Annotated in this window: 29 protein-coding genes and 2 riboswitches; of the genes, 17 read left to right on the forward strand and 12 right to left on the reverse strand. The window is 35.8% G+C overall.

Annotated features, from left to right (window positions below; all coding sequences use genetic code 11):
- Positions 1 to 3: 3 nt before the first annotated feature.
- The 9 genes from thiD (at position 4) to kdpDN (ending at position 8,068) form a co-directional block, all read left to right on the forward strand.
- Positions 4 to 825 (forward strand): bifunctional hydroxymethylpyrimidine kinase/phosphomethylpyrimidine kinase, encoded by an 822-nt coding sequence (gene thiD / locus MHB74_RS03955; protein WP_098373949.1) that lies wholly within the window; start codon positions 4 to 6, stop codon positions 823 to 825.
- A gap of 85 nt (positions 826 to 910) precedes the next feature.
- A riboswitch (cyclic di-AMP (ydaO/yuaA leader) is annotated at positions 911 to 1,058 on the forward strand.
- Positions 1,059 to 1,151: 93 nt separating this feature from the next.
- On the forward strand, positions 1,152 to 1,538 hold the full coding sequence (locus tag MHB74_RS03960) for a hypothetical protein (RefSeq protein WP_061679173.1): 387 nt from the start codon (positions 1,152 to 1,154) through the stop codon (positions 1,536 to 1,538).
- A 16-nt stretch (positions 1,539 to 1,554) separates the two neighbouring features.
- Positions 1,555 to 1,785 carry a hypothetical protein gene (locus tag MHB74_RS03965; RefSeq protein WP_000866315.1) on the forward strand — a complete coding sequence of 77 codons (231 nt, stop codon included), beginning with the start codon at positions 1,555 to 1,557 and terminating at the stop codon, positions 1,783 to 1,785.
- A 261-nt stretch (positions 1,786 to 2,046) separates the two neighbouring features.
- A riboswitch (cyclic di-AMP (ydaO/yuaA leader) is annotated at positions 2,047 to 2,192 on the forward strand.
- Between the two features lie 94 nt (positions 2,193 to 2,286).
- Positions 2,287 to 2,391, forward strand: a complete 105-nt coding sequence (locus MHB74_RS03970) for a SipW-dependent-type signal peptide-containing protein (RefSeq protein ID WP_000887889.1) — start codon at positions 2,287 to 2,289, stop codon at positions 2,389 to 2,391.
- Complete coding sequence (gene kdpF, locus MHB74_RS03975) at positions 2,388 to 2,468, forward strand: K(+)-transporting ATPase subunit F (protein WP_061679172.1); 81 nt, start codon at positions 2,388 to 2,390, stop codon at positions 2,466 to 2,468. Before MHB74_RS03970 ends, kdpF begins: the two co-directional genes overlap by 4 nt.
- A 19-nt stretch (positions 2,469 to 2,487) precedes the next feature.
- A complete protein-coding gene (gene kdpA, locus MHB74_RS03980) occupies positions 2,488 to 4,155 on the forward strand; it encodes a potassium-transporting ATPase subunit KdpA (RefSeq protein ID WP_061679171.1) in 1,668 nt (555 codons plus the stop codon).
- 13 nt (positions 4,156 to 4,168) lie between these two features.
- Entirely contained in the window at positions 4,169 to 6,259 is a 2,091-nt protein-coding gene (gene kdpB, locus MHB74_RS03985; protein ID WP_061679170.1) for a potassium-transporting ATPase subunit KdpB, read from the forward strand.
- A 16-nt stretch (positions 6,260 to 6,275) separates the two neighbouring features.
- Complete coding sequence (kdpC, locus tag MHB74_RS03990) at positions 6,276 to 6,857, forward strand: K(+)-transporting ATPase subunit C (RefSeq protein ID WP_061679169.1); 582 nt, start codon at positions 6,276 to 6,278, stop codon at positions 6,855 to 6,857.
- Between the two features lie 56 nt (positions 6,858 to 6,913).
- A complete protein-coding gene (gene kdpDN, locus MHB74_RS03995) occupies positions 6,914 to 8,068 on the forward strand; it encodes a KdpD-like non-kinase potassium sensor (RefSeq protein WP_081110336.1) in 1,155 nt (384 codons plus the stop codon).
- A gap of 22 nt (positions 8,069 to 8,090) precedes the next feature.
- On the opposite strand, the gene MHB74_RS04000 is transcribed toward kdpDN, so the two are convergent.
- The gene (locus MHB74_RS04000) at positions 8,091 to 9,272 is read right to left on the reverse strand and encodes an MFS transporter (protein WP_061679168.1); all 1,182 of its coding nucleotides are present in this window, start codon (positions 9,270 to 9,272) and stop codon (positions 8,091 to 8,093) included.
- A gap of 151 nt (positions 9,273 to 9,423) precedes the next feature.
- Here MHB74_RS04000 and MHB74_RS04005 point away from each other — a divergent pair, with 151 nt between their 5' ends.
- The 4 genes from MHB74_RS04005 (at position 9,424) to MHB74_RS04020 (ending at position 11,513) form a co-directional block, all read left to right on the forward strand.
- Positions 9,424 to 9,873 carry a MarR family transcriptional regulator gene (locus MHB74_RS04005; RefSeq protein WP_396022452.1) on the forward strand — a complete coding sequence of 150 codons (450 nt, stop codon included), beginning with the start codon at positions 9,424 to 9,426 and terminating at the stop codon, positions 9,871 to 9,873.
- A 128-nt stretch (positions 9,874 to 10,001) separates the two neighbouring features.
- The gene (locus tag MHB74_RS04010; RefSeq protein ID WP_061679166.1) at positions 10,002 to 10,856 is read left to right on the forward strand and encodes a patatin-like phospholipase family protein; all 855 of its coding nucleotides are present in this window, start codon (positions 10,002 to 10,004) and stop codon (positions 10,854 to 10,856) included.
- Between the two features lie 125 nt (positions 10,857 to 10,981).
- The gene (locus MHB74_RS04015; protein ID WP_061679165.1) at positions 10,982 to 11,185 is read left to right on the forward strand and encodes a hypothetical protein; all 204 of its coding nucleotides are present in this window, start codon (positions 10,982 to 10,984) and stop codon (positions 11,183 to 11,185) included.
- 55 nt (positions 11,186 to 11,240) lie between these two features.
- The gene (locus tag MHB74_RS04020) at positions 11,241 to 11,513 is read left to right on the forward strand and encodes a hypothetical protein (RefSeq protein ID WP_061679164.1); all 273 of its coding nucleotides are present in this window, start codon (positions 11,241 to 11,243) and stop codon (positions 11,511 to 11,513) included.
- 61 nt (positions 11,514 to 11,574) lie between these two features.
- On the opposite strand, the gene MHB74_RS04025 is transcribed toward MHB74_RS04020, so the two are convergent.
- On the reverse strand, positions 11,575 to 12,876 hold the full coding sequence (locus MHB74_RS04025) for an NCS2 family permease (RefSeq protein ID WP_061679163.1): 1,302 nt from the start codon (positions 12,874 to 12,876) through the stop codon (positions 11,575 to 11,577).
- Positions 12,877 to 13,077: 201 nt separating this feature from the next.
- Here MHB74_RS04025 and MHB74_RS04030 point away from each other — a divergent pair, with 201 nt between their 5' ends.
- The 3 genes from MHB74_RS04030 (at position 13,078) to MHB74_RS04040 (ending at position 15,129) form a co-directional block, all read left to right on the forward strand.
- The gene (locus MHB74_RS04030) at positions 13,078 to 13,944 is read left to right on the forward strand and encodes an SDR family oxidoreductase (protein WP_061679162.1); all 867 of its coding nucleotides are present in this window, start codon (positions 13,078 to 13,080) and stop codon (positions 13,942 to 13,944) included.
- A 68-nt stretch (positions 13,945 to 14,012) separates the two neighbouring features.
- Positions 14,013 to 14,774, forward strand: coding sequence for a L,D-transpeptidase (locus MHB74_RS04035; protein WP_061679161.1), 762 nt, complete (start codon positions 14,013 to 14,015; stop codon positions 14,772 to 14,774).
- A 103-nt stretch (positions 14,775 to 14,877) separates the two neighbouring features.
- The gene (locus MHB74_RS04040) at positions 14,878 to 15,129 is read left to right on the forward strand and encodes a hypothetical protein (protein ID WP_061679160.1); all 252 of its coding nucleotides are present in this window, start codon (positions 14,878 to 14,880) and stop codon (positions 15,127 to 15,129) included.
- Between the two features lie 33 nt (positions 15,130 to 15,162).
- Here the strand turns inward: MHB74_RS04040 and MHB74_RS04045 are convergent, their stop codons facing one another.
- The 9 genes from MHB74_RS04045 to MHB74_RS04085 form a co-directional block, all read right to left on the reverse strand.
- Entirely contained in the window at positions 15,163 to 15,378 is a 216-nt protein-coding gene (locus MHB74_RS04045; protein ID WP_061679159.1) for a DUF1540 domain-containing protein, read from the reverse strand.
- A 72-nt stretch (positions 15,379 to 15,450) separates the two neighbouring features.
- The gene (locus MHB74_RS04050) at positions 15,451 to 15,903 is read right to left on the reverse strand and encodes a thioredoxin family protein (RefSeq protein ID WP_061679158.1); all 453 of its coding nucleotides are present in this window, start codon (positions 15,901 to 15,903) and stop codon (positions 15,451 to 15,453) included.
- A gap of 12 nt (positions 15,904 to 15,915) precedes the next feature.
- Positions 15,916 to 16,335 (reverse strand): disulfide formation protein C, encoded by a 420-nt coding sequence (locus MHB74_RS04055; RefSeq protein WP_000532264.1) that lies wholly within the window; start codon positions 16,333 to 16,335, stop codon positions 15,916 to 15,918.
- A gap of 165 nt (positions 16,336 to 16,500) precedes the next feature.
- Positions 16,501 to 16,749 carry a YhdB family protein gene (locus MHB74_RS04060; protein WP_048526289.1) on the reverse strand — a complete coding sequence of 83 codons (249 nt, stop codon included), beginning with the start codon at positions 16,747 to 16,749 and terminating at the stop codon, positions 16,501 to 16,503.
- Positions 16,750 to 16,869: 120 nt separating this feature from the next.
- Positions 16,870 to 17,379, reverse strand: a complete 510-nt coding sequence (locus tag MHB74_RS04065; protein WP_000761019.1) for a PCYCGC domain-containing protein — start codon at positions 17,377 to 17,379, stop codon at positions 16,870 to 16,872.
- 45 nt (positions 17,380 to 17,424) lie between these two features.
- Positions 17,425 to 18,534 (reverse strand): GerAB/ArcD/ProY family transporter, encoded by a 1,110-nt coding sequence (locus tag MHB74_RS04070; RefSeq protein ID WP_061679157.1) that lies wholly within the window; start codon positions 18,532 to 18,534, stop codon positions 17,425 to 17,427.
- A gap of 12 nt (positions 18,535 to 18,546) precedes the next feature.
- Positions 18,547 to 19,629: a spore germination protein GerYC gene (gene gerYC, locus MHB74_RS04075; protein WP_061679156.1), complete on the reverse strand. Its 1,083-nt coding sequence runs from the start codon at positions 19,627 to 19,629 to the stop codon at positions 18,547 to 18,549.
- Positions 19,626 to 21,131: a spore germination protein gene (locus MHB74_RS04080; RefSeq protein WP_061679155.1), complete on the reverse strand. Its 1,506-nt coding sequence runs from the start codon at positions 21,129 to 21,131 to the stop codon at positions 19,626 to 19,628. The genes gerYC and MHB74_RS04080 overlap by 4 nt, the downstream gene beginning before the upstream one ends.
- A 124-nt stretch (positions 21,132 to 21,255) precedes the next feature.
- A complete protein-coding gene (locus MHB74_RS04085) occupies positions 21,256 to 21,852 on the reverse strand; it encodes a hypothetical protein (RefSeq protein ID WP_061679154.1) in 597 nt (198 codons plus the stop codon).
- Positions 21,853 to 22,090: 238 nt separating this feature from the next.
- Between MHB74_RS04085 and MHB74_RS04090 the strand changes: the two genes are divergently transcribed.
- Entirely contained in the window at positions 22,091 to 22,651 is a 561-nt protein-coding gene (locus MHB74_RS04090) for a nitroreductase family protein (RefSeq protein WP_061679153.1), read from the forward strand.
- 75 nt (positions 22,652 to 22,726) lie between these two features.
- Here the strand turns inward: MHB74_RS04090 and MHB74_RS04095 are convergent, their stop codons facing one another.
- The gene (locus tag MHB74_RS04095) at positions 22,727 to 23,395 is read right to left on the reverse strand and encodes a hypothetical protein (RefSeq protein WP_061679152.1); all 669 of its coding nucleotides are present in this window, start codon (positions 23,393 to 23,395) and stop codon (positions 22,727 to 22,729) included.
- Between the last annotated feature and the right edge of the window lie 209 nt (positions 23,396 to 23,604).

Raw genomic sequence — 23,604 nt, forward strand, 5'->3', positions numbered from 1 at the left:
AGGATGAGTGGGATGAAAGTAAATAAAGCCTTAACAATTGCAGGATCTGATAGCGGCGGCGGTGCCGGCATTCAAGCAGATTTAAAAACATTCCAAGAGCTTGGTGTGTACGGGATGACAGCTATTACGGCAATTACTGCTCAAAACACGCTTGGCGTTCAAGGGGTATACCCAGTTCCGTTAGAAGGTATTACGGAACAGTTGAATTCAATTGGTACGGATTTAACACCAGATGCTGTGAAACTAGGAATGTTATTTAGCAGCGAAATTATTCAAATTGTAGCAGAACATATTAATAAATTTGGCTGGAATAATATTGTACTAGACCCTGTTATGATTGCTAAGGGCGGTGCATCATTATTACAACAAGAAGCAGTACAAGCATTAAAAGAATATTTATTACCAGTAGCAACGGTTGTAACACCGAATGTTCCTGAAGCAGAAGTGCTAACTGGGATGGAGATTCATAATGTTGAAGATAGTAAGGAAGCTGCGAAAGTACTGCATGAATTAGGTGCGAAATACGTGCTTATGAAGGGTGGACATGCAGAATATCAAGGTAATGAAGTAATTGACTTACTCTTTGATGGTGAGCAATTTGTCGAATTTAGAAGTGAACGAATTCCTTCAAAGCAAACGCACGGAAGCGGGTGCACATTTGCTTCAGCGGTTACTGCAGGACTTGCGAAAGGCTACTCCATTGAAGAGGCAGTTCAAGAAGCAAAACGATTTATTAGTATAGCAATTGAAGAGCCATTGAATATTGGAAGTGGTCATGGACCGACGAATCATTTTGCATATAAGATGAATAATACACGTGTATAAAGAAATGAGAAGCCAGTTTGTTAACTGGCTTTTTTTCTGTTTACTTTTTCCAAATACAGGAGTAATATATCAGCCAGAATATATTTTTTGTAATACGCTGAGTCCAAATATAAGGAGCGGAGGAACCAATTTGTGCAGTGTCACTAGGGGTGAATCTTTCAATTTTGAAAGTAGGGCTACTCTCAAAGTCCGAATCCGACAGCTAACTTCGTAAGCGTCTTGAGAGAGGGCGGTGCCATGATGGATACATCACTTCATCGATTTGATTAGTATAGGGGAATATCAATCTATGTTTGTGTTCTTTTATGCTAAGGAGGATGAGGTACATGGAGCTAACACTTATTTGTGTTGGAGAAGAAAGCAAGGTAAATAGTTTAAGAGATTTAGTAGCATTTCAACATGAGTTAATCATCTTTACAGCAAATGAAGAAATAGCGGATGAAGTTAGGGATTGTGGATTTGATTGGACGTATAGTTGTAGTAAGGAGCAGGATTTTACTAGTATTTGTGAGTGTATTAAAAAGGTGATTTTACTAGGTGATGAGCTTCCAATCGTTAGCTTCTTCACAGAACACATTCGCTTTTCTTTTCAAGCACCTATTACTGTTGTTACAAGGAATAAACGATATCCAGCGAGGCTCTATGAAATAATGGGAGCTACATTTGTCGTGTTTACGAATTGTGATAATATTTCTTTTTTATTTTTTGAATAGGGCGGGGGAAAAGAAGATGAAAGTGTTGTTATTAGGAGATATAGCGAATCGTTGGGCAGTATCGGTAGAGCGAGTTCAAGAATTGGTGGTGCTTGATCCTATTTTTCCAAGGCCCTATATTATATTGCCATCAAAAGACGCTTTATATTTAAAAACAGATGTTATCGAATATGAGCAACTACATGCAGAATTGTCACAAGTTTATATTCGCGGGAGAAATTTACGTGCTTTTTTACGAGGGGAATAAATAGTGAGTGAAAAAAGAGCGAATGCGAAGTGCAACAAGCTATGCACTTCATGTCATTCGCTCTTTTTATTTCGTATTTAAAAGGTTATTTCTTTGAAAAAGAAAGAAAAGACGAGAAAATAGATGAAAGAATATTAATAATACTCAATGTAAGCGTTTAAATAGATGGATATTTTCTTATTTTCAGTAATTTGACTCTTTACAAGTCAAATATAGAGGAGTATATTTACTCTCATAAATCATTCATAAAATTTCCAAAAAAACCTAAAATCGCTGAGTTCCAGAAATGGAGCGGGGGAACCAATTTTGTGCATCGTCACTTGGGGTGAATCTTTCAGTTTTGAAAGTAGGGCTACTCTTTAGGCCCGAATCCGACAGCTAACCTCGTAAGCGTTTAGAGAGGAGGTTTACTTTGTGTTGTTCATTTCGAACACTAAGTAGAGCTTAGTGTTCTTTTTTTGATTAGTTAATGGTAAATTTTTACAAAAGAGAGGGATAGCTATGTTAGATGTTGTGATGATCGGGATCTTTGTTGTGTTAGTCGCATCGATGGCAAGTCTTGCGAGTTGGTCAGATAAAGTTGTGAAAGAAGGGAAGCAATCATGACGATTGCCTTATCGGTTATTGTTACAGCAATTACGGTGTACTTAGTGTATGCATTATTAAATCCGGAAAAGTTTTAATTAGGGGGAGTCATTCATTATGATCTGGGTCGCAGTTGTTATTACAATGCTGTTGTTTATTCTTGTGGCAAAGCCAACGGGAATTTATTTAGAGAAAGCTTTTCAAGGGAGTAAAAAGCTAGATAAAGTATTCGGGCCTTTTGAAAAACTTATTTTTAAAATTACGGGTGTAAAAGAATACAATCAAACGTGGAAACAGTACGCGTTGTCATTAGTTTTATTAAATGGATTTATGATTGTTGTCGTATATTTCATTTTCAGGCTACAAGGAGTATTGCCATTAAATCCAGCACACATTGAAGGAATGGAGCCTACGCTCGCTTTTAATACAGCAATTAGTTTTATGGCAGATACAAACTTACAGCATTATAGCGGTGAAAATGGTTTATCTTATTTATCACAATTAATTGGAATTACATTTTTAATGTTTGCAGCACCGGCAACGACGTTAGCACTTGTAATGGCGTTTATAAGAGGGCTTGCTGGAAAAGAGCTCGGTAACTTTTTCGTTGATTTTACGAGAGCTTTAACGAGAGTATTTCTTCCTATCGCATTTATTGCGGCACTAGTCTTTGTCGCACTTGGTGTACCACAAACGTTAGATGGGGCGGTTACGGCACAAACTATTGATGGGGCAAAGCAAAGTATATTACGTGGGCCTGTTGCATCATTCGTGTCCATTAAAGAACTTGGAAATAACGGCGGTGGATTTTTCGGAGCGAACTCTACGCACCCATTCGAGAATCCAGGACAAATGAGCAATATTTTACAAATGATGCTTATGATGTTATTGCCAACAGCACTTCCATTTACGTACGGACGAATGGTAGGTAATAAAAAGCAAGGACGTATCCTTTTCGTATCATTGTTCATGGTTTTCTTACTAGGATTTATAACGATTACGACATCTGAATTGCATGGAAACCCAGTATTGAATCAAATGGGTATTCAGCATGTGCAGGGAAGTACGGAAGGAAAAGAAGTACGATTTGGAACAGTATTTTCTTCGCTATACGCAACAGTAACGACAGCTGCCGAAACAGGTGCTGTTAATACGATGCATGATACGTTAACACCAATTGGCGGATTAGTACCACTCGTAAATATGATGTTAAATACAGTATACGGCGGCGTTGGAGCAGGCTTTGTGAACATTATTATGTATGCGATTATCGCAGTCTTTATATCTGGATTGATGGTTGGACGGACGCCAGAGTTTTTAGGTAAGAAAATTGAAGGGAAGGAAATGAAATTAATTGCGGTAACAATACTATTTCATCCACTGCTTATTTTAGGATTTTCAGCATTAGCTCTTTCAACAAGTTTAGGAACGGATGCTATTTCTCATTCCGGTTTCCACGGTTTGACGCAAGTGGTATATGAATATACATCGTCAGCTGCGAATAATGGATCTGGATTTGAAGGATTAGCGGATAATACACCGTTTTGGAATATTACAACTGGTTTAGTTATGTTTTTAGGCCGTTATTTCAGTTTAATTACGATGCTAGCTGTTGCAGCTTCATTGAAAGAAAAGACGGTTGTACCAGAAACAGTCGGAACGTTCCGTACGGATAATAGTTTATTTGGTGGCATTTTCATCGGAACAATTGTAATTGTCGGTGCATTAACATTCTTCCCGATGTTAGTACTCGGTCCAATTGCAGAATTTCTTACATTGAAGTAATGGAGGGTAAATGATGAGACCGGTAGTAGTAAAAGAAAAAAGAGTAAATGAGTCACAAATACATGCTGTAGAAGATGAAGTTAGACAAGCGAAAACGATGGATCGTGATATCATGAAACACGCGATGAAGCAATCCTTTGCGAAATTGAATCCGAAAGTCATGATAAAGAATCCGATTATGTTCGTTGTAGAAATTGGATTTATCATTACGTTCATTTTATCTTTTCTTCCAAGTCATTCTAGTAGTGTACCAGGATGGTTTAATATAACAGTTTCTCTCATTCTCTTATTTACAGTTTTATTTGCTAACTTTGCAGAGGCGTTAGCGGAAGGACGGGGGAAAGCGCAAGCCGATTCTTTAAAACAATCGAAGAAAGATGTGTTTGCAAATGTTGTAAAAGAAAATGGAGATATTGTTCAAGTTTCAGCAACTGATCTGAGAAAAGGTGACGTTGTTATTGTAAAACAAGGAGAAATGATTCCAAGTGATGGGGAAGTCATAAAAGGATTAGCGTCTGTTGATGAATCTGCGATTACAGGGGAATCCGCTCCTGTTATAAAAGAAGCGGGCGGTGACTTTTGTTCCGTAACAGGTGGTACGATGGTCGTCAGTGATGAAATTACGATTGTCATTACGAGTAATCCAGGTGAATCATTTATCGATAAAATGATTTCGTTAGTAGAAGGGGCTGCTCGTCAAAAAACGCCGAATGAGATTGCTTTAAATACAGTATTAACGAGCTTAACTCTTATTTTCTTAATCGTTGTTGTGACGTTACCGATTTTTACAAACTATTTAGGATTTCAAATTGATACAGCTGTACTTGTTGCGTTGTTAGTTTGTTTAATTCCAACGACAATTGGTGGGTTATTATCAGCGATTGGTATTGCTGGGATGGACCGAGTGACAAAGTTCAATGTATTAGCAATGTCAGGGAAAGCGGTAGAAGCTGCGGGTGATATTAATACAATTATTTTAGATAAAACAGGTACGATTACTTTCGGGAACCGGATGGCACATACACTGCTTCCTGTAGGTAATGAAACGATTGAGCAAGTAGGAAAATGGGCTGCGATTAGTTCTGTTTTAGATGAAACACCAGAAGGCCGATCTGTTATCGAATATGTAAAAACGAAAGCTCTATCATATGATAGAGCACTTGCAGAACAAGGTGAATTTGTTCCATTTAAAGCAGAAACGAGAATGAGTGGTGTCGATTTACAGGATGGAACGAAAGTGAGAAAAGGTGCTGTAGGTAGCGTGATTGAATGGGTTAGGTCACAAGGCGGAACGATTCCGAAAGATGTAAATCAAAAAGCAGATTCCATTTCCAAAGAGGGCGGAACACCCCTTGTCGTTGCTGTGGATAATCGTGTTTACGGTTTAATTTATTTAAAGGATACAGTAAAGCCAGGTATGCGTGAGCGTTTTGAACAATTGCGTCAAATGGGGATTAAAACGGTTATGTGTACGGGTGATAACCCATTGACAGCAGCAACCATTGCAAAAGAAGCAGGGGTAGATGAATTTGTTGCTGAGTGTAAACCGGAGGATAAAATTGCGGTTATTAAAGCAGAGCAAGATAAAGGGAAACTTGTAGCGATGACAGGTGATGGTACAAATGATGCTCCGGCACTAGCGCAGGCTGACGTTGGATTAGCAATGAATAGTGGGACGACAGCTGCGAAAGAAGCAGCGAATATGATTGATTTAGATTCGAACCCGACAAAAATTATTGAGGTTGTAGGAATCGGTAAGCAATTATTAATGACGCGTGGTGCGTTAACGACGTTTAGTATTGCAAATGATATCGCGAAATATTTTGCAATCATTCCAGCGATGTTTACACTTGCGATTCCGCAAATGGAAGCATTAAACATTATGAAATTAACATCACCACTGTCAGCGATTTTATCAGCATTAATATTTAACGCTGTTATTATTCCGTTACTCATTCCATTGGCGATGAAAGGTATCGCATATAAACCGATGAGTTCGAACGCACTACTTGGCCGAAACCTATTTATTTATGGGCTTGGCGGGGTTATTGTACCGTTCATTGGAATTAAAGTAATTGATATAATTGTCGGCTTGTTTATATAAGGGAGAGGGGAAAAAGATGGAGAAGAAACAAAGTATACTATCACCAATCATCCGTATTACTTTTACATTTTTAGTGTTGTGCGGCCTTGTATACCCGCTTATTGTTACCGGTATTGCACAAGCAGTAATGAAGGATAATGCGGATGGAAGTCTAATATATAATGATAAAAATGAAGTAATTGGTTCTAAATTAATTGGTCAAAATTTTACAGATCCACGTTATTTTCAGGGGCGTGTTTCTAGTATTGAATATAAAGCAGAAGCATCTGGATCTAATAACTATGCGCCTTCTGATCCAGATTTAGCGAAACGAGTAGAGAAAAGTATTGAGGAGTGGAAGAAACAAAACCGGGCTGTTCCAGTTACAGAAGTGCCGCTCGATTTAGTGACGAATTCAGGTTCAGGGCTAGATCCTGACATTAGTCCACAGGCAGCTTCTGTACAGGTGGATCGCATCTCTAAATTAACGAATATTCCGAAAGAAACGCTAGATCAGTTGATTAAAAATCAAACAGAAGGTGCAGCACTTGGTTTATTTGGAGAAGATCGCGTGAACGTCTTAAAGTTAAATTTAGAATTACAGAAACTACTGAAATAGTAACGGTGCTACCTCAATCTAACGGATTGAGGTAGCGTTGTTTCGGAAGAAAGGTTGTGAGTGTTTTGTATGCGGATGACTATAATCCCACTTTTCAAAGGCGAACACCAGAAGAGTATTTAGAATATATTCGTCAGCAAAATCGCGGGAAGTTAAAGCTATATGTAGGAGCGGCTCCAGGAGTAGGGAAAAGTTATAAAATGCTCTTTGATGCAAGAGAGATGAAAAAAGACGGTACGGATATTGTAATTGGTTTAATTGAAACGCACGGAAGAAAAGAGACAGAAGAAGCAATTGCTGATCTAGAAAAAATTCCTTTAAAAGAAATAGGTTATAAAGGGAAAGTATTTTATGAACTTGATGTGGAAGGAATTATAAAACGTGCACCACAGGTCGTTGTAGTGGATGAACTTGCGCATAGCAATATTCCTGGATCTAAAAATAAAAAACGTTATATGGATGTACAGGAATTGTTAGATGCCGGTATATCCGTTTTATCAGCTTTTAATATTCAACATTTAGAAAGCGTTCATGATATTGTAGCTCAAATTACGAATGTCAAAGTAAGAGAACGTATTCCAGATTTTATTTTACAAAAAGCAAATGAAATTCAGCTTGTCGATGCAACTCCGGAAGTATTAAGGAAGAGATTAATAGACGGGAAAATATATAAAGAAGAAAAAATAGAGCAAAGCTTACAAAATTTCTTCACGCTTAATAATTTAGGGGCACTAAGAGAATTATCGCTTCGGGAAGTTGCTGACGATATGGACGAGAAAATTAGCCAAACCGTTATAGAACCGATTGGCGTGAAAGAAAAAATTCTCGTTTGTGTACAATATAGTTCAACAGCGGAGAAGTTAATACGGAGGGGTTGGCGTATGGCAGATCGGTTAAACGCTGAATTGTATGTATTAAATGTAGAAAGGGAAAAGATAGATTCTCTTTCAGCAGGGAAAAAGCAAACAATTGAAGAGTGGAAGTCGCTAACGAATCAATTTGATGCGAGTTTTGTTTTAGAAGAGGCAAATGGAAGAAAGCCGGCTGATGTTATTATTGAAGTCGCGAAAAAACTACAAGTAACGCAAATTTTACTCGGGCAATCGGCAAGAACAAGATGGGAAGAAATTCGAAAAGGTTCAATTGTAAATGAAATTATGAGGCAAACGAAGTATATTGATATTCATATCGTTGCGGATCAAAGAGTTTAAAATAGAGACCATCTATAGGTCTCTATTTTGCTTTTTGTACAACCTGAAAACGTATCATTTTCATTGTGCATAAAATGATAAATAGAAATGTAATTGCACCTAGGAAGAAAATCCAAAAGTAATTTTGATTAAATACAAGAAATCCACCTACAAGTGGCCCTGTGCCCATACCGAGATAGCGAATAAAGTTGTACATACCGATAGCAGTTGCGCGTTCTTGTACGAATTCTTCCGTTAATAAAGTAGTGTGAGTTGGCATAGAAATCCCCATACTAAAACCGTACAAAGATGTAACGATAATGATGAATGGGATATTGATGCTATATGTGAAAGAGAATAAAGTGACACATATAATATTGAAGAAACTAGTAATGAATAAAGCTTGCTTTGTTGTGAGACGCTTTTGCAAAAGCTTGAAGCAATAACTTCCTAACATAATAGAAAGGGACATCGGTACAAACATAAGACCAATTTCACTTGCAGTTAAGTAAAATAAATTTGTTAAAATGTTCGGTAAAAAAACGAGGAAACAAAAGTAAATACAAAATTGAATAAAGCCAATAAGAGTAATAGAAAATCCAGTTTTGTTTTTTAAGATAAACCAGTAATTTTTTTTTGAGTGCGGTTGCTTAATTACAGTTGGTTTTGTTTCTGGAAGTAGTGAAATGTTTATAATTAATAAAAGAATGGCAAGTATAGATAAAAAGAGAAATACGGATACGTGGCCATTTATACTGCCGAGATAACCACCAATGAGAGGGCCAATTGCAGGTGCGAGAGCAAGTAACATTTGATAAAGGCTCATTGCTTCTCCTCGTTCTTTTCCTTCAAATAAATCGCCGATAATCGTTGCTGCAACTATAGGTATAGCTGCTATTCCTATAGCTTGAACAGCTCTAAAAAATAGAAATAAATAAAAGTTCGGCGAAAAAGCACATCCGATTGAACCGATTGTACTAATGATTAAACTAGGAATAAGGACAGATTTTCTTCCTTTTGTATCAATTAAAGGCCCATATATGAGCTGCATAATCGCAAGAACAAATGTGAAAAGGGAGACTGTTAAATTTACAAGATAAAGAGAAGTGTGAAAAGAACCTTGAATCATGGGCAAGATAGGTGTGTAAATATTTTGAGCAAAGGAACCGAGTAAGGCACTAATACAGACAACATATAAAATGAAATGTAGTTTAGATTTTTTCATTATGTTAACCTCCTTATTTTTAGTTTCCTCGGAAACTAAATTTATTTTAACATGATTTTCTCACTTGTAAATATGAAAAAATCATTTTAAAATGGTATATAGTTAAATTGTTTCTTTGGAAACTTAGGGGGCGAACGGATTGGAACGTACAATGAAACAAATGGAAATACTTTCGGACATTCGTACACTTTTGCATAAAAAAGAAGAACATTTGAAAGGGCAAAATGAGAAGTTTCTTCGTGAGACGGGTATAAGTGGTATGTCTTTATCTGAATTACATGTTATCGAGTGTATCGGGAAAAATGGCTTGATGAATGTAACTACTATTACGACAGAAATGGGAATGACGAAGGGGGCAATCTCTAAAATTTGTACAAAGTTGTTTCAAAAGAAATTCGTTGAGAAGATGCAAATGTTAGATAATCAAAAAGAAATTTTCTTTCGCTTAACGGAAAGCGGAAATGAAATATATAAAGCTCATGATAAATTGCATAAACAAGCTGAAGAAAAGTGGCTGCTACTGTTAGATGGATATACGAAAGAAGAGCAAGATTTTATTCAAAGATTTATAAAGGATGTCTCCAAACATTTGGAAATATAATTGGAAGAAAAAACTCCTTTATTTCAAGCCTTTTGAATATAATTTCTAAAAGAACTCATATATAATAGAAACAGATACTTAACATAGTGAATAATTAAAGAGTCAATATATAAAGAGGAGAGAATAACATGCTTGAAAATACGGGATTAGTATTAGAAGGCGGCGGTATGCGTGGTGTATATACAGGCGGGATATTGGAATATTTTATGGAACAAGATTTATATTTTCCATATGTAATCGGTGTATCAGCTGGTGCTTGTCATGCAGCGTCGTATCTTTCCAGACAAAGAAATAGAAATAAAACAGTAAATATTGATTATGCATCACATCCGCAATATTTATCGTATAAAAACTTATGGAGAAAACGCCAGTTATTCGATATGGAGTTCATTTTTCATGAAATTCCAGAAAAGCATGTGCCGTTTGATTTTGAAACATACTTTAATAGTCCAGAGCGTTTCCTTGTAGGAACAACAGATTGTGAAACAGGACAGTCGGTTTATTTTGAAAAAGAAGGAACAAATGATGATGCACTAAATTTATTACAAGCATCTAGTTCATTACCTTTCATTGCACCTGTAGTAAATTACCGTGGTAAGCAGTTATTAGATGGAGGAATTTCTGATCCGATTCCAGTTCGTAAAGCGCAAGAAGATGGATTTAAAAAATCAGTCGTTATTTTAACGAGAAATCATGGTTATGCTAAGAAAAAATCAAAGTTTGGATGGATTGCAGGAAAAGCTTATAAAAAATATCCGAACCTTGTTAACACGATGTTGAATCGTTATGAAGTGTATAATGAAACACTTCACTACATTGAAAAAGAAGAGCAAGCTGGGAACTTATTTGTTATCCGTCCAGAAGTACAACTTCAAGTAGATCGTATGGAAAAAGATACGGCAAAACTACAAAATTTATATGAGCAAGGCTATGAAGATGCAAAAAGACAGTTTGCAGATTTACAGTCGTTTTTACAAAAATAAGTATGAGGCTGCGGAGAAGAATTACTCCGCAGCCTTTTTTATTATTAGTTTGAATGTCGATGACGATTATACACCCTTATCGTTATGGTGTAATATGGATAAAGGTATGTGAAGAGGTGATACATATGGAAAATGTATATAAAGGGCTGAGACGTACTGGATTTACTATGATGTTTATTTTTGGCGGTGTATTTTTACTGCGCTGGTTCATTCATGATGAACTGCTATTGGATCAGCTTATTGGGTTGAGTGTAGGGATGGTAATGGTTATTTCATCAGTTTTCATTCAAAAGTATAGTAAAGAAATACAGGTGAATGAAAAATATTAATAATTTTTAACTTCTTTTATCTTTTTCATAGTTTAGGAATAGTGGAGGCTTTCGTATGATTTTCTTATTTGTAGTATATTTTGTGATCATTATGACAGTAGTAATTACGTTTCTTCTTTCAAAAAAATCATATAAGAAGCCTGTTATTAAATATATACCAACGTTAATATTGTTTATTTTGGCTGTTATTTCTTCTGTTATGTTTGTATTGAATAACGGAATGGGAGAGCTGATGATAGCAGTCTCTTTAGGGATTGCAGCGATAGTGAACGGTCTTTTACTTCTTACATTGAAAGTAGTTCGTGTGATTGTTGCAAAAGGAAAATAGAGCATCGAAATTCGATGCTCTATTTTTTTATGTATAAAAAAATCCCTCTTTATGAGGGATTTTAATGTGGTAAGAAAACTAATTGATAGGCGAACAAGATTCCGAATAAATACACAAGCGGGTGAACAGCACGGAATTGTCCTTTTGCCATTTTCATAAGTGGGTATGAAATAAATCCAAGTGCGATACCCGTTGAGATACTTGATGTAAGTGGCATGCTTAAGATTACTAAGAATGCTGGGAATGCTTCATCAAATGCGTCCCAATCGATGTGGCGAACTGAACCCATCATAAGACTACCAACGATAATTAATGATGGTGCGGTAATAGCTGATACACCAGAAACGGCACTTACTAATGGTCCGAAGAATGCTGCTAGTGCGAATAGAACAGCTACTGTAACAGTTGTTAAACCAGTACGACCACCAGCTGCAACACCAGCAGATGATTCGATGTAAGCTGTTGATGGTGTTGTTCCGAACATAGAACCAATTGTTGCTGAGAATGAGTCAGATAGAAGAGCTCGTCCAGCTTTTGGAAGCTTTCCATCTTTCATAAATCCACCTTGCTGAGCTACGCCAAGTAATGTACCTGTTGTATCGAATAATGTAACAAGGAAGAATGAAAATACAACGCCGTATAATCCGTAGTTAATTACATCAGATACAGCAGTAATTGGATTTGAAACGATGATTCCTTCTGGTAATCCAGGCATTGATGTAACGCCGTTTGAGAATGTTAATTGTCCTGTGAAGTAAGCAATAATACCAGTTAATAGCATTCCGATAAATAGTGCGCCATTTACATTTAAAGACATAAGAACAATTGTAATTCCAAGTCCAGCTAATGCTAGTAGTACTGGAGCAGAGTGAAGATCACCAAGTCCAACTAAGTTTGCATCATTTTTTGTAACGATACCTGTTAAACGTAAACCGATAAAGGCAATAAAAAGACCGATACCAGCAGTCAGTGCATGTTTTAAGTTTTCAGGAATTACTTCCATTAATTTTGTACGGAAAGATGTAAATGATAACAAAATTAAAATCATACCTGCTACGAATACAGCAGAGAATGCAATTGCGAAAGTCATGCCTTCATGAGCTTTTACAACAGAGTAAGAGAAGTAAGCATTTAATCCCATACCTGGTGCAATTGCGATTGGTAAGTTTGTAAAGATCGCCATAAATAATGTTCCGACAACAGCAGCAATAATTGTTGCTGTAAATGCTTGTTCAAATGGAACTCCCGCATCCCCAAGGATGACAGGGTTTACGACAATGATATATGCCATTGTTAAGAAGGTAATAATACCTGCCATAATTTCAGTTTTAATAGAAGTTTTATGTTTTGAAAGGTTAAACATATAAACATCCTTTCTGTTTACGAATAATTTTCACAACAGTTATATATAATATTCGTTTTTTAACTATTTTGCAATAGTTTTGCATAAAAAGTTTATAACAATTCATATTTTGTGTCTTAAATTCGAATATTAATCGTAAACCGATGTGTGAATTTCAGTTTTTATTGTGCGCATTATAAGGAAAAGGAGTTGAAAGAAGCTATGCCACAGCAAAAAAACTTTGTAACAATGCCTGCGCAACATCAAAATAAACAGCCTGGTATTGAATCGTTAATGAATCCACTTCCGCAGTTTGAAGATCCAAATTATAAAGGAAGTGAAAAGTTAAAAGGAAAAAGTATATTAATTACAGGAGGAGACAGTGGGATTGGAAGAGCTGTTTCCATCGCATTTGCGAAAGAGGGAGCAAATATTGCGATTGCGTATTTAGATGAAGATGGAGATGCAAATGAGACGAAACAACGTGTAGAACAAGAAGGTGTAAAGTGTGTGCTGTTACCAGGTGATCTCAGTAATGAACAACATTGTAAAGATATTGTAGAAGAGACCGTTCGGCAGCTAGGCAGTTTACATGTTGTAGTAAATAATGTTGCGCAGCAATATCCGCAGCAAGGATTAGAGTATATTACAGCAGAACAGCTAGAAAAGACGTTTCGTATTAATATTTTTTCTTATTTTCACGTTACGAAAGCAGCACTTTCTCATTTAAAGCAAGGGGACGTCATTATAAATACGGCATCGATCGTTGCATATGAAGGAAATGAAACGTTAATTGATTATTCTGCAACGAAAGGAGCAATCGTAGCTTTTACAAGATCACTTTCTCAATCATTAGTGCAAAAAGGGATTCGTGTAAATGGTGTTGCACCTGGACCAATTTGGACACCACTTATCCCATCGAGTTTTGATGAGAAGAAAGTTTCTCAGTTCGGGAGCAATGTTCCGATGCAAAGACCTGGTCAACCATATGAATTAGCGCCAGCATACGTATACTTAGCGTCTGGGGATTCATCCTATGTTACAGGGCAAATGATACATGTAAATGGAGGCGTTATTGTAAATGGATAGTTTTCATTGATAAGAGCAAAGTAAAGTTAATTCCACTTATTATAGTGAGCGCTAGGGGAGGGATATAGATGAAAAAATTATGTTTCGTCATACTATTATTTTTCATCCTACCGGTTAGTGCTTTTGCTGATACAGATCATCTAATATTAGTGAACCTTACGACAAACCAATTATCTTTTTTTGAAAATGGAAATTATACAAAGACATTCCCCGTAACAACCGGAAGAGATCGTACACCTACGCCTGAAGGTAATTTTTGTATTATAACTAAATTTAAAAATAAAGAATACCATCGAAAAAAAATAGCTGGAGGTGCACCGAATAATCCTCTCGGTACACGTTGGTTAGGTCTGGATAAAAAGGAGTATGCAATTCATGGAACAAATCGGGAATGGACGATTGGAAGCCGCGAATCGAATGGCTGTATTCGCATGCATGACAGGGATATACAGTGGTTATATGACCGAGTCCAATTACAAACAAAAGTAATCATTTCCCGTTTTTATACGAGCCCCGAATATGAAGCAAATAAGTTTGGTTACCGTGTTGTAAGCTGGAATGGTCGTAAAGTCGAAGAAGAACAAATTGGCATGCTTACGTTAGTAGATCGCGCCGATATATATTGGCAAGAACCAAATGGGCAGTTAACGAAAGTGAAAACGGTATTGCCGAATGAAAGATATAAGGTATATTCAAAACGAAAAGATGGAATATATTATATAGGAAACAATTTGTATATTATGGATGCAACAGGAGAAAAAATTCGTTATGAGCAAATTCCTTCTTCGACTTTAAGTAATATATATAAACGAAAATATAATGTTCCGTAATGGCTACCGTATTATAGACGGTAGCTTATTTCTACTTTGAGTTTAACTGCAACTATTGTATTTTGCTGAATATAATACAGTACAGATAGGGGGCGGTTACATTATGAAAAGTGAATTTGCTTTTAAAATTTTCTTAGTAACGACCTGTTTATTTATCGTGTATTTGTATGCGTTTCTCGTCTTTTCTTTTTATGTTCCATATGCTGATTTAATATTGTTCTTCGGATTTATTTGGGCATTTGTGAAAGCAAGAGAAGGAGAGAAGAGTATATATCGGCGCATTACTTTATGTGGGACAGTTGTTCTCGTTATTTTGTACTTTTTTATGATGCATGATTTTTGGAGAGGAATGTAAAAAAGCATACGAGTAATCGTATGCTTTTTATGTTTAATATTTTGGCTTAAATGTATGACAACAAGTTTCTACACTTGTTGCTACAGAACTTTCTAGCGTCTCGTTTGTTAAAACCGCGCCTGTATACGAATCATTTGCATTTGAACCAGATTCTTGTGCATCTGGTTGAACAACGATTGCACTTGCTTGGCAAAAGTTACCTTGTCCCCAAAATGAGCAATTGGAAACAGAGCATTTTACTTCTGGCATAAAACCCCCTCCTTATACATTAGTTTGGGATTTTACGCCCATTTCATGTGTAGAAGGAGTTTCCTTTTCTCGTTATTTTTTCGTTTGCTCAAGCCATTCTTGTAATTTTTCTTTCGGTTGTTCGCCACTAATACGGCTTACTTCTTTGCCATCTTTAAAGTGAATGATTGTTGGAGTTCCTTTAATTTTATAGTCATCCCAAGGAGCATCTATTTTTTCAATATCCATAACTTTCATATCAACGTTCAAGTCTTTAGCCATTGGTACTACGACAGGAGATAGCTTTTGACAATGAACGCAAGATGTTTGATAAAAGTATACTGTTTCTTCTTTTTTCTCTTTTAAATTCTTTTGAAGATCTGAAAGAGAGATTTTATTTGTATAGTAGTCAGGGCCATTTGTTTTACTAGCAGTAGCATTATCAATTTTTTGGCTAGTAGCATTTTTTTCTTCCATTTGTGTGACAGCGAAAATGGCTGCAAACAGGGCGATAATAATACCACCAAATATAAGCATTTTTTTCATTGTTTCATCTCCTTATTTGTTTTTTATTACAATAAAACTACATACAGCGATTGTAATAAAGCCGATAAGTGCTAAAAACGGGATTGTAATAAAACCAAACCAGTTTATAAATTCTCCGGTGCAGGGTACACGGCCGCAGGCTGCTCCAGCTGCTGAAAATGCTGGGACTTTTTGAATTGCATAGTGATATAAAGAAATACAAGCACCAATACTTGCAATTGGTAAAGAATAACTTGCAATGCGATAATCTTTCTTTGCTACAGCGATACCAAGCCATAAAACGAATGGATACATAAAAATACGTTGATACCAACAAAGTACACAAGGCTCAAATTTCATGATTTCGGAAAAATAAAGACTTCCGAGTGTAGCGATAAAAGAAGCTCCCCATGCGGTAAGTAAAGCATATTCTTGCTTTTTTTCTCGTCCCATATTTTATACCTCTCTTATAATAGTTACATACTAAATTATAGTATGAAGTGGTACAGAAAAGAAAGAAAAAATATGTTTATCAATAAAAGTTTTATAAGGGGAAACTTTTATTGATATAAACATTTTAAAAAAGCGCTATTCTCATAAAGAGAATAGCGCTATATTTTACATTTGAATTTGCTCTACTTCATCTATATGTGACTTTTGGGATGCATGGTCAATATATTGAAATAGGAGCTGCAATTGTTTATCAACTTCTGGCAGTTCTTTACTGTATTGATAAGCGTGTAAAAAATGTTCAATACGCTTAGAAAATAATTGATCGTTCGTTTGAACCATAAGAACGAGTAATTTATCCCAATTACAGCAATACGTGTAATAGAGAGCTTTATCATAGTCGTTATATGTTTGCATTGTGTACCCTCCTTACTGAGGAGTTATATATAGTGTGTGACAAGTAAGGAGAAATACACTTGAAAGAATTTGTTAAGAAAAAAAGTGAATGAAAAGAAAAAACGAGGTATTTCCTCGTTTTTAAGCTTTTGGCATTGGCGTAGGTGTTGGCTTGCCATAGCCCTCTTTGTATTTATTGTCGATATAGTTGCGAATTTCCAACGTTGATTTTCCTTTTTGTTTCATGGAAGCAGATTCAACCGCTATTTCTAGGCAATTGACACAAGTCGTTGCGTGGGAATCCCAAACAACTTCACCATTCTTTTTAATTTCACGAATAAAGCAATTTTTATTATTTTTATGTCCTACACTTTCACCGCAACCGCAGTAACATGGAATCCAATCTAATAGCTCTGCATTTTGCCCAGCGACAGTGTAGATATCTTTCATTTGTGGATCAAGCTTGTCTAGGAAGGTAGGGAGTGTGTCGACTCCTTTTGTTTTTTCTTGAATGTCAGCTTGCTGAGTATGCGATGCGTGGTCATGCTCTTCTTTTGATTCAGATGATTTTTTTTCGTTTGTACTAGTAGCTCCGCAACCAGCAAGAATTAAACTCAGTACTGCAAGTAAAGAAAATACATATTTCTTCATACGCTTGTCCCCTTTACAAATGTATTAATCAAATTGTATCAGAGATTATGGTGTATCGGTTGAAGATTTTTTCGACTGATTTTTGAAACGCCATCGTAGTGAATGAAATAGAAATAGAATTGGGATATAGGCGTATACGATATATAAACCAGCTTGAGATAGTACTGTATTTAATGCGTTAATACTTTCACGGTTTGTGAAAAATAAGGATGAAATAAATATGGTTGCGATAAATAATGGTAGTGTGATTTTAAATGGTATGTGAAACGATTTTTTACTAATACGACAAGAAGACCAAATGGTTAAACAAAGATTAGGTAAAATAATAAGATACCATAAGAAAATAATAATGTACTCAAACCTTTGGATGAAAGGAACTTTAATGATTTTTAGCATCGTTAATGTTGGCCAAATTGTATGATGTAGTTGCCCTTGGCTATAGTACATAAGGGAAACGATGGCTAGTATTACATATAGAACCGTTGTAAAAGCAATACCACCGTGCGCCCATTTATTTATCGATTTTTCTTTTTTTATAAATGGATAAAAAACAAGGATCGCTTCAAATCCTAGAAATTCTAATGCAGATGCTTTCGCTGCAGTTAAAATGTCTAAAGGTGAGTGAGTTAGAATTGGGAAAATACTACGTACATGCGCATATTTCATTGGGAAAACTAAGAAAAATAGGACGAAAATCGGTATGATAACGCCCCAAAAACACATTCCTGTGACAGAGCGAAAGCCGCCTCTAATTACGTAATAAGCTACAAGTAAAAATAGTAAGGTTAATTTCCACGGTTTAATTGTAGGAAAGACCCAAACTTGAATCACTTCAATATATGTACGAAGAACAGTAAGGCAAAATAATAAAAGATATGCGGCAAAGCATACGGAAAAAAATGTTCCAATCCATTTTCCGAAACATGTCGTATGAATATTCATCAAATCATTATCTTTTTTTAACATTTTAAGCATGCAAAATAATACGATATGAGTTGCAATGCCCGCAACGATAAGGGAAATCCAAGAATCATACCCAGCATATTGCGCAATAATCCTTTGGTATCCTAGCACACCTACCCCAATTTGAAGGGAGTGTAATAGAAGGAATGTGAAATAAGGGGAAACAGTATGTGTTTTATCTTGTTCAGTTATGATAGCACCTCACTATTCTCCGATACCAGATTGTACGATATTAATTTTTACCTTAACAGCAACATCTATGTTAGGATACATGTCCTGAATTTGTTTCATGCTCCATTTTCTTGAGTGGCTACGAATTTCTTCACGTATACCGATTGGATCAATTCCTTTTTCTTGGAATTGTTTTATTAATTCGTTTAAATCCTTCTCAAGCGTTTTTTCTACATGTTTTTTAACGTAAGTAACATTTTGGCTCTTTGATAAATCGAGCCAGTCAGGAGCATTTTTTATAAGGCCATTTAATTTCAGTCGAATGTGAACTTTTGGAATGTCACCGGCGTCGGAAAGGGAACATTCACTTTTTCCAGATAAGTTTTGGGTTGCGATTAAGCCTTTATGTTTACCTTGACGTATCGGAACTTCGTAACGCCCATTTTTCGTTGGATTAATGAGTAATTTAAATAAAAAAGACCTTTTCTTATCTGTATACATAGCCACTTTATCCTTTTTTAAAAAAGCTAGCCCTTCAATGGAAGCAGACTGGTCTTCTGATACTTGAATGTAAGGAAGGAATGGATCGTATCCAGATGAATAAAAGTTATATAAAAAAATATTTAAAGCTGTCCGCGGGATTGTCTCGTTTTTTATATTTTGCTCCAATAAATCAGATAAATAAAGTGATCCATTTATTCTGACATGTTTCAGTAATTCTTCTGCTGAACCATCTACAAGTGCTAGCTGCACATCACGGCCAATGTTAGGATCACGTTGTAAGTTGTTAATAACATCTCCAAGTCCATGTTCACCAAATGCTTTTCCAAATAGGACAACACGCATTTGACCTACAGCGATCGTATGTGGAGATTTGGCGTTTAGAAGGGAAGAGATTGTTTCAATTGTACCTGCATGCGTTGATTGAGTTTCTGGTTTCGATTGTACGCCCTTTGTGTAATCGGGATATAAAATGGTTCCGCGAAATTTTTTATCTTTTATTATATCGAATCCACCTACGTGAATCATTCGCTGTGTATCAACTATATATGCTTCTGTACAACCAGATTGAACAATTAAAATGATAATGGAAAAGCATAATAAAATATTTTTCATTTTTCCTCACCGTCGTGTTTTTCTTTCGCTTTGTTCGGGTCATAGCGCCATTTCTTTTTGGGCCTTAGAAAAGAAGCGCGTTCTGCAGTTTGACTAAATGGAAGGCGAAGGAGTCCTTCTGCTGTCCCTAAACCGCGAAATGGATATAGAGGTAATAAGTAAGGTGATCCAAGTGATTTTAAGCGAATTAAATGAGCTAATATGAGTACGAATCCTACAATAAGACCTAAGCCCCCAAATGCACCAGCTAAAAGAATAAGTGGAAATCGTAGTATCCGGATAGTAGAAGACATTTTTACAGTTGGTGTTGTAAAAGAAGCGAGTGCTGATAAAGCAACTGCAATTAATAAAATGTTACTCGTTAAAGCAGCTTGAACAGATGCTTGGCCAATTACAATCCCGCCAACGATGCCGATTGTTTGTCCAACTTTTGTAGGTAATCGTGCTCCAGCTTCACGGAGCAATTCGATTGTGATTTCTAAAAAAAGTGCTTCTAAAATGGGCGGAAAGGGTACATTAGCTCTTGAAAAAATAATCGGACCTAGTAAATCCACAGGAATCATTTGATAGTGATACGTTAATACAGCTGTATAAATAGCTGATGAAAATAGCGAGAATGCTGCTCCGAAAAAGCGAACCATTCGAAGAAATGAGCCTGCTATCCATGGTAAATAATAATCTTCTGGCGAGACGAAGAAATCAAGTAACGTCGCTGGTCCAGCTAATGCGTAAGGTGAACCGTCTGTTAAAATGACAACGCCTCCATTCAGTAATGCGTACACAGAGCGATCTAACCGCTCTGTAGGTAGTAAAACAGGGAAGGGTGAGTTACTATTATCGCTAATAAACTGTTCAATCATAGTTGCATCAAAAGGAACATCAAAGTCAACATCTTGTAAGCGCTGCATTGCAGTATTGATGTGTTGTTCATTTGTAATGCCTTCGATGTAAGCAACTATCACCTTTGTTTTTGATATAGAGCCAACTATAACTTCTTTGAAAACCAATTGCTCTGTTACTATATTTCGGCGAAGTAAGTGTGTATTTGTATCAATATTTTCAACAAACCCGACTTTTGGACCGATTACACTATATTCATTTTCGGTATCGTTATATAATCGTGTACCTAAAACTGAACTTTCAGCACGAATAAGTGCATATTCTGCGGCTTGAGAATCATTTTTTATCTGTATGAGTACATACCCAACTAATAATTTCTCACGAATATCATCAATAGAAGGATTGGTGATGATCCCTTCGAGTGTAACGATATTTGCTATGTCACTTATATTTTCAATGCGATCTAATTCTCTTTTTATAGGTGTTAAAATGAATCGATTAATGAGGAGTGATTCAGCTGTAGATTTATAATAAAACAAACATAGTGTCCCATTTTCTACGATGTTATAGGAAACGAAATCACTAGATTCTTTCATAGTGAGGATAAACTCTGGAATGGAACAGATTGTTTTTTTCTTCTTTTTAGACGATAAACGAAACATTTTCTCACCCCTTACTACATCATTTGTTTATGTTAGTTTTTGGGAAAGACGGGAATTTATACTTCAAAGTTGAAAGTTCATAAAGAAAAGGAAGAGCAGTGAATACCTCTTCCTTTTTTGCGTGTTAATTTGTTTGCTTCTCTTTAATAGACTTCACTAATTTAATCATCTCTGCTCGTATATCTTCTCTTTTAACATTTAATTTTTCTGCAATTTGTTTAATATCCATTCCGTCTTTTTTCATTTTTAGTACATCATCAAGAGGAGTATTACTTTTCTGAGAGATGATTGTTAATACCGTGAGCTGACGTAATCCGATATTATATTCTTTCATTTTTTGTTTTAGCCCGTCGGGTGTAGATTTTTGCATATTTGCTAATTGTTGCAGTAGTGCCTTTTTCGTTTCTTTATTCATATGATGCTTTTTCAACTTACTTGGATCTACGCCGAAATGCTCGGCTGTTTTCTCCCAAGACTTACTTTGTTTATAGTAAGCTAAAACGTCTTTTATTTCTTTTTTGCTCATTCTTGCAATGTGAGCAGCTTTCCAAATTTCATGTTTGTTATAGCCGAGCTTTTCGAGCGACTGCATTTCTTCTTCTGAAATTGGTTTATGATGGTGCACTGTTACTTCTTTTGGTGTGGCAGCGGAAGCAGGGAAAGTAGATATCCCGCATAATAATGCTGCCATGGTCATACTTACTACGATTTTTTTGTACATATAAATTCCTCCTAGATGGATAATGTGGAAAACTGTACACATATCATTTCCATAAAATGTGAAATACTTGTGAACAAATCAAGTTTTTTTATTCACAGTATGAAATGACGGTTTTGGAAGTTTCCCAACATAAAACATTGATTAATAGTGAAAAACTAGGGTATAATCGAAATTGAAAATCAATATCAATAATAAACGTATACATATAGATAAAAATAAAAATAAGGGAGAGAAAAATATGACTACATATACTTCCATCGCAAATGTGATTAAAGAAAGACGTTCTGTTCGTACATTTACAGACAAAGCAGTAGAAAAAGAATTATTAATTGAACTATTAAACGATGCAACATGGGCACCGAATCATAAACACCGTGAACCATGGAATTGTAAATTATATATTGGAGAAGGCCGTCAGAAATTAGTAGACGCAGTATTAAACTCTTTCACAGAAGAAGAAAGAGCGAAGCGCGGTAAAATTTTATCAGATCGTTTCTTAAGCACGCCGGCGCAAATCGTCGTGTATATAAATGAAGACCCTCGTCAAATTCAACGTGACGAAGATTACGCTGCAACATGTGCATTTATGCAAAACTTCCAACTGCTTGCTTGGGAACGTGGATTAGGTTGTGTTTGGAAATCAGGCGGATTAAACTACAATCCATTATTTATAGAAGGACTTGGTTTAACAAGAGGTCAACGCATCATTGGAATTCTTCACCTTGGTTATTTCGATAAAGCACCAGAAGGAAAAGCTCGTACACCGATTACGGAGAAGATGGAGATTATTGAAGATTAATTTAATATCTGTTTGTAAAAGAAGCACATTCTTAATTTTAAGAATGTGCTTCTTTTTATATTGTATTGGAATGTATTAGTTTGATAGTAATAGAGAAGCACGGTTTAATTTTAAATATTGTCCTTCTTGAATAGTTAAATAGCGCTCTTCTTTAAAATTATCATTGCTAATAATATTTTTCAGACCATTTACAGTACTATTTGTATGTAGGGAGTAGTATCCTGTTGCCCCATCATTTGGGACTAATTTATATTCACCAGCTGGAACATCAATTCCTACGCGGTACATGCCTGGAATTAGCTCTTTACCGTCTAATGGGATTTTTTCTACTTTAGTTGCAGGTAACATTTTAGCACGCTTTAGTTGTAAATATTGTCCATCTTCTACAGTAAGAAATCTAAAGGTTGCAAAATTATCATTCTGTAAAATGTTTTCAGATGATCCAGTACTATCTTTTAGAACTGCAAAATAAGCACTTTGCCCTTGATCAGCTAAGAGGAAATATTCACCAGAAGGTAAATCTGTACCAACTTTATACATACCAGATTTAATACTCTCATCTTTTTCCGGTTCAGCTTTTTCTGTATTAGTAGTTGTAGCTGGTTGAGTTTGAGAAGAGTTTTGAGTTGTTTCTTTTTGCTGTTTTGGTTCATTTGTTGATTGAGTTGCTTCTTTCGTGTTTCCTTGACAAGCCGTTAGAAAGGTTAGGAAACAAGCTAGAAAGAAAATATAACATTTGTTCATATTGTAACTCCTTGTTGTGTAATATTTGAATTCTTTAATAGTATAACTTTGGGATATTAAAAATACTAGGGTTTTGATAATAAATGGTATTTAATGAAAATTAAGTATATTCATGGAATGAATAATGCTTTTTATATTATGCAATCAAAACTCATGAAAGCTTGTTCCTCATCATACACTTTCTTAAGGGAAAGTGTAAGGAGGGAAAA

The organism is Bacillus sp. FSL K6-0069, from assembly GCF_038007785.1.
GTDB lineage: Bacteria > Bacillota > Bacilli > Bacillales > Bacillaceae_G > Bacillus_A > Bacillus_A mobilis.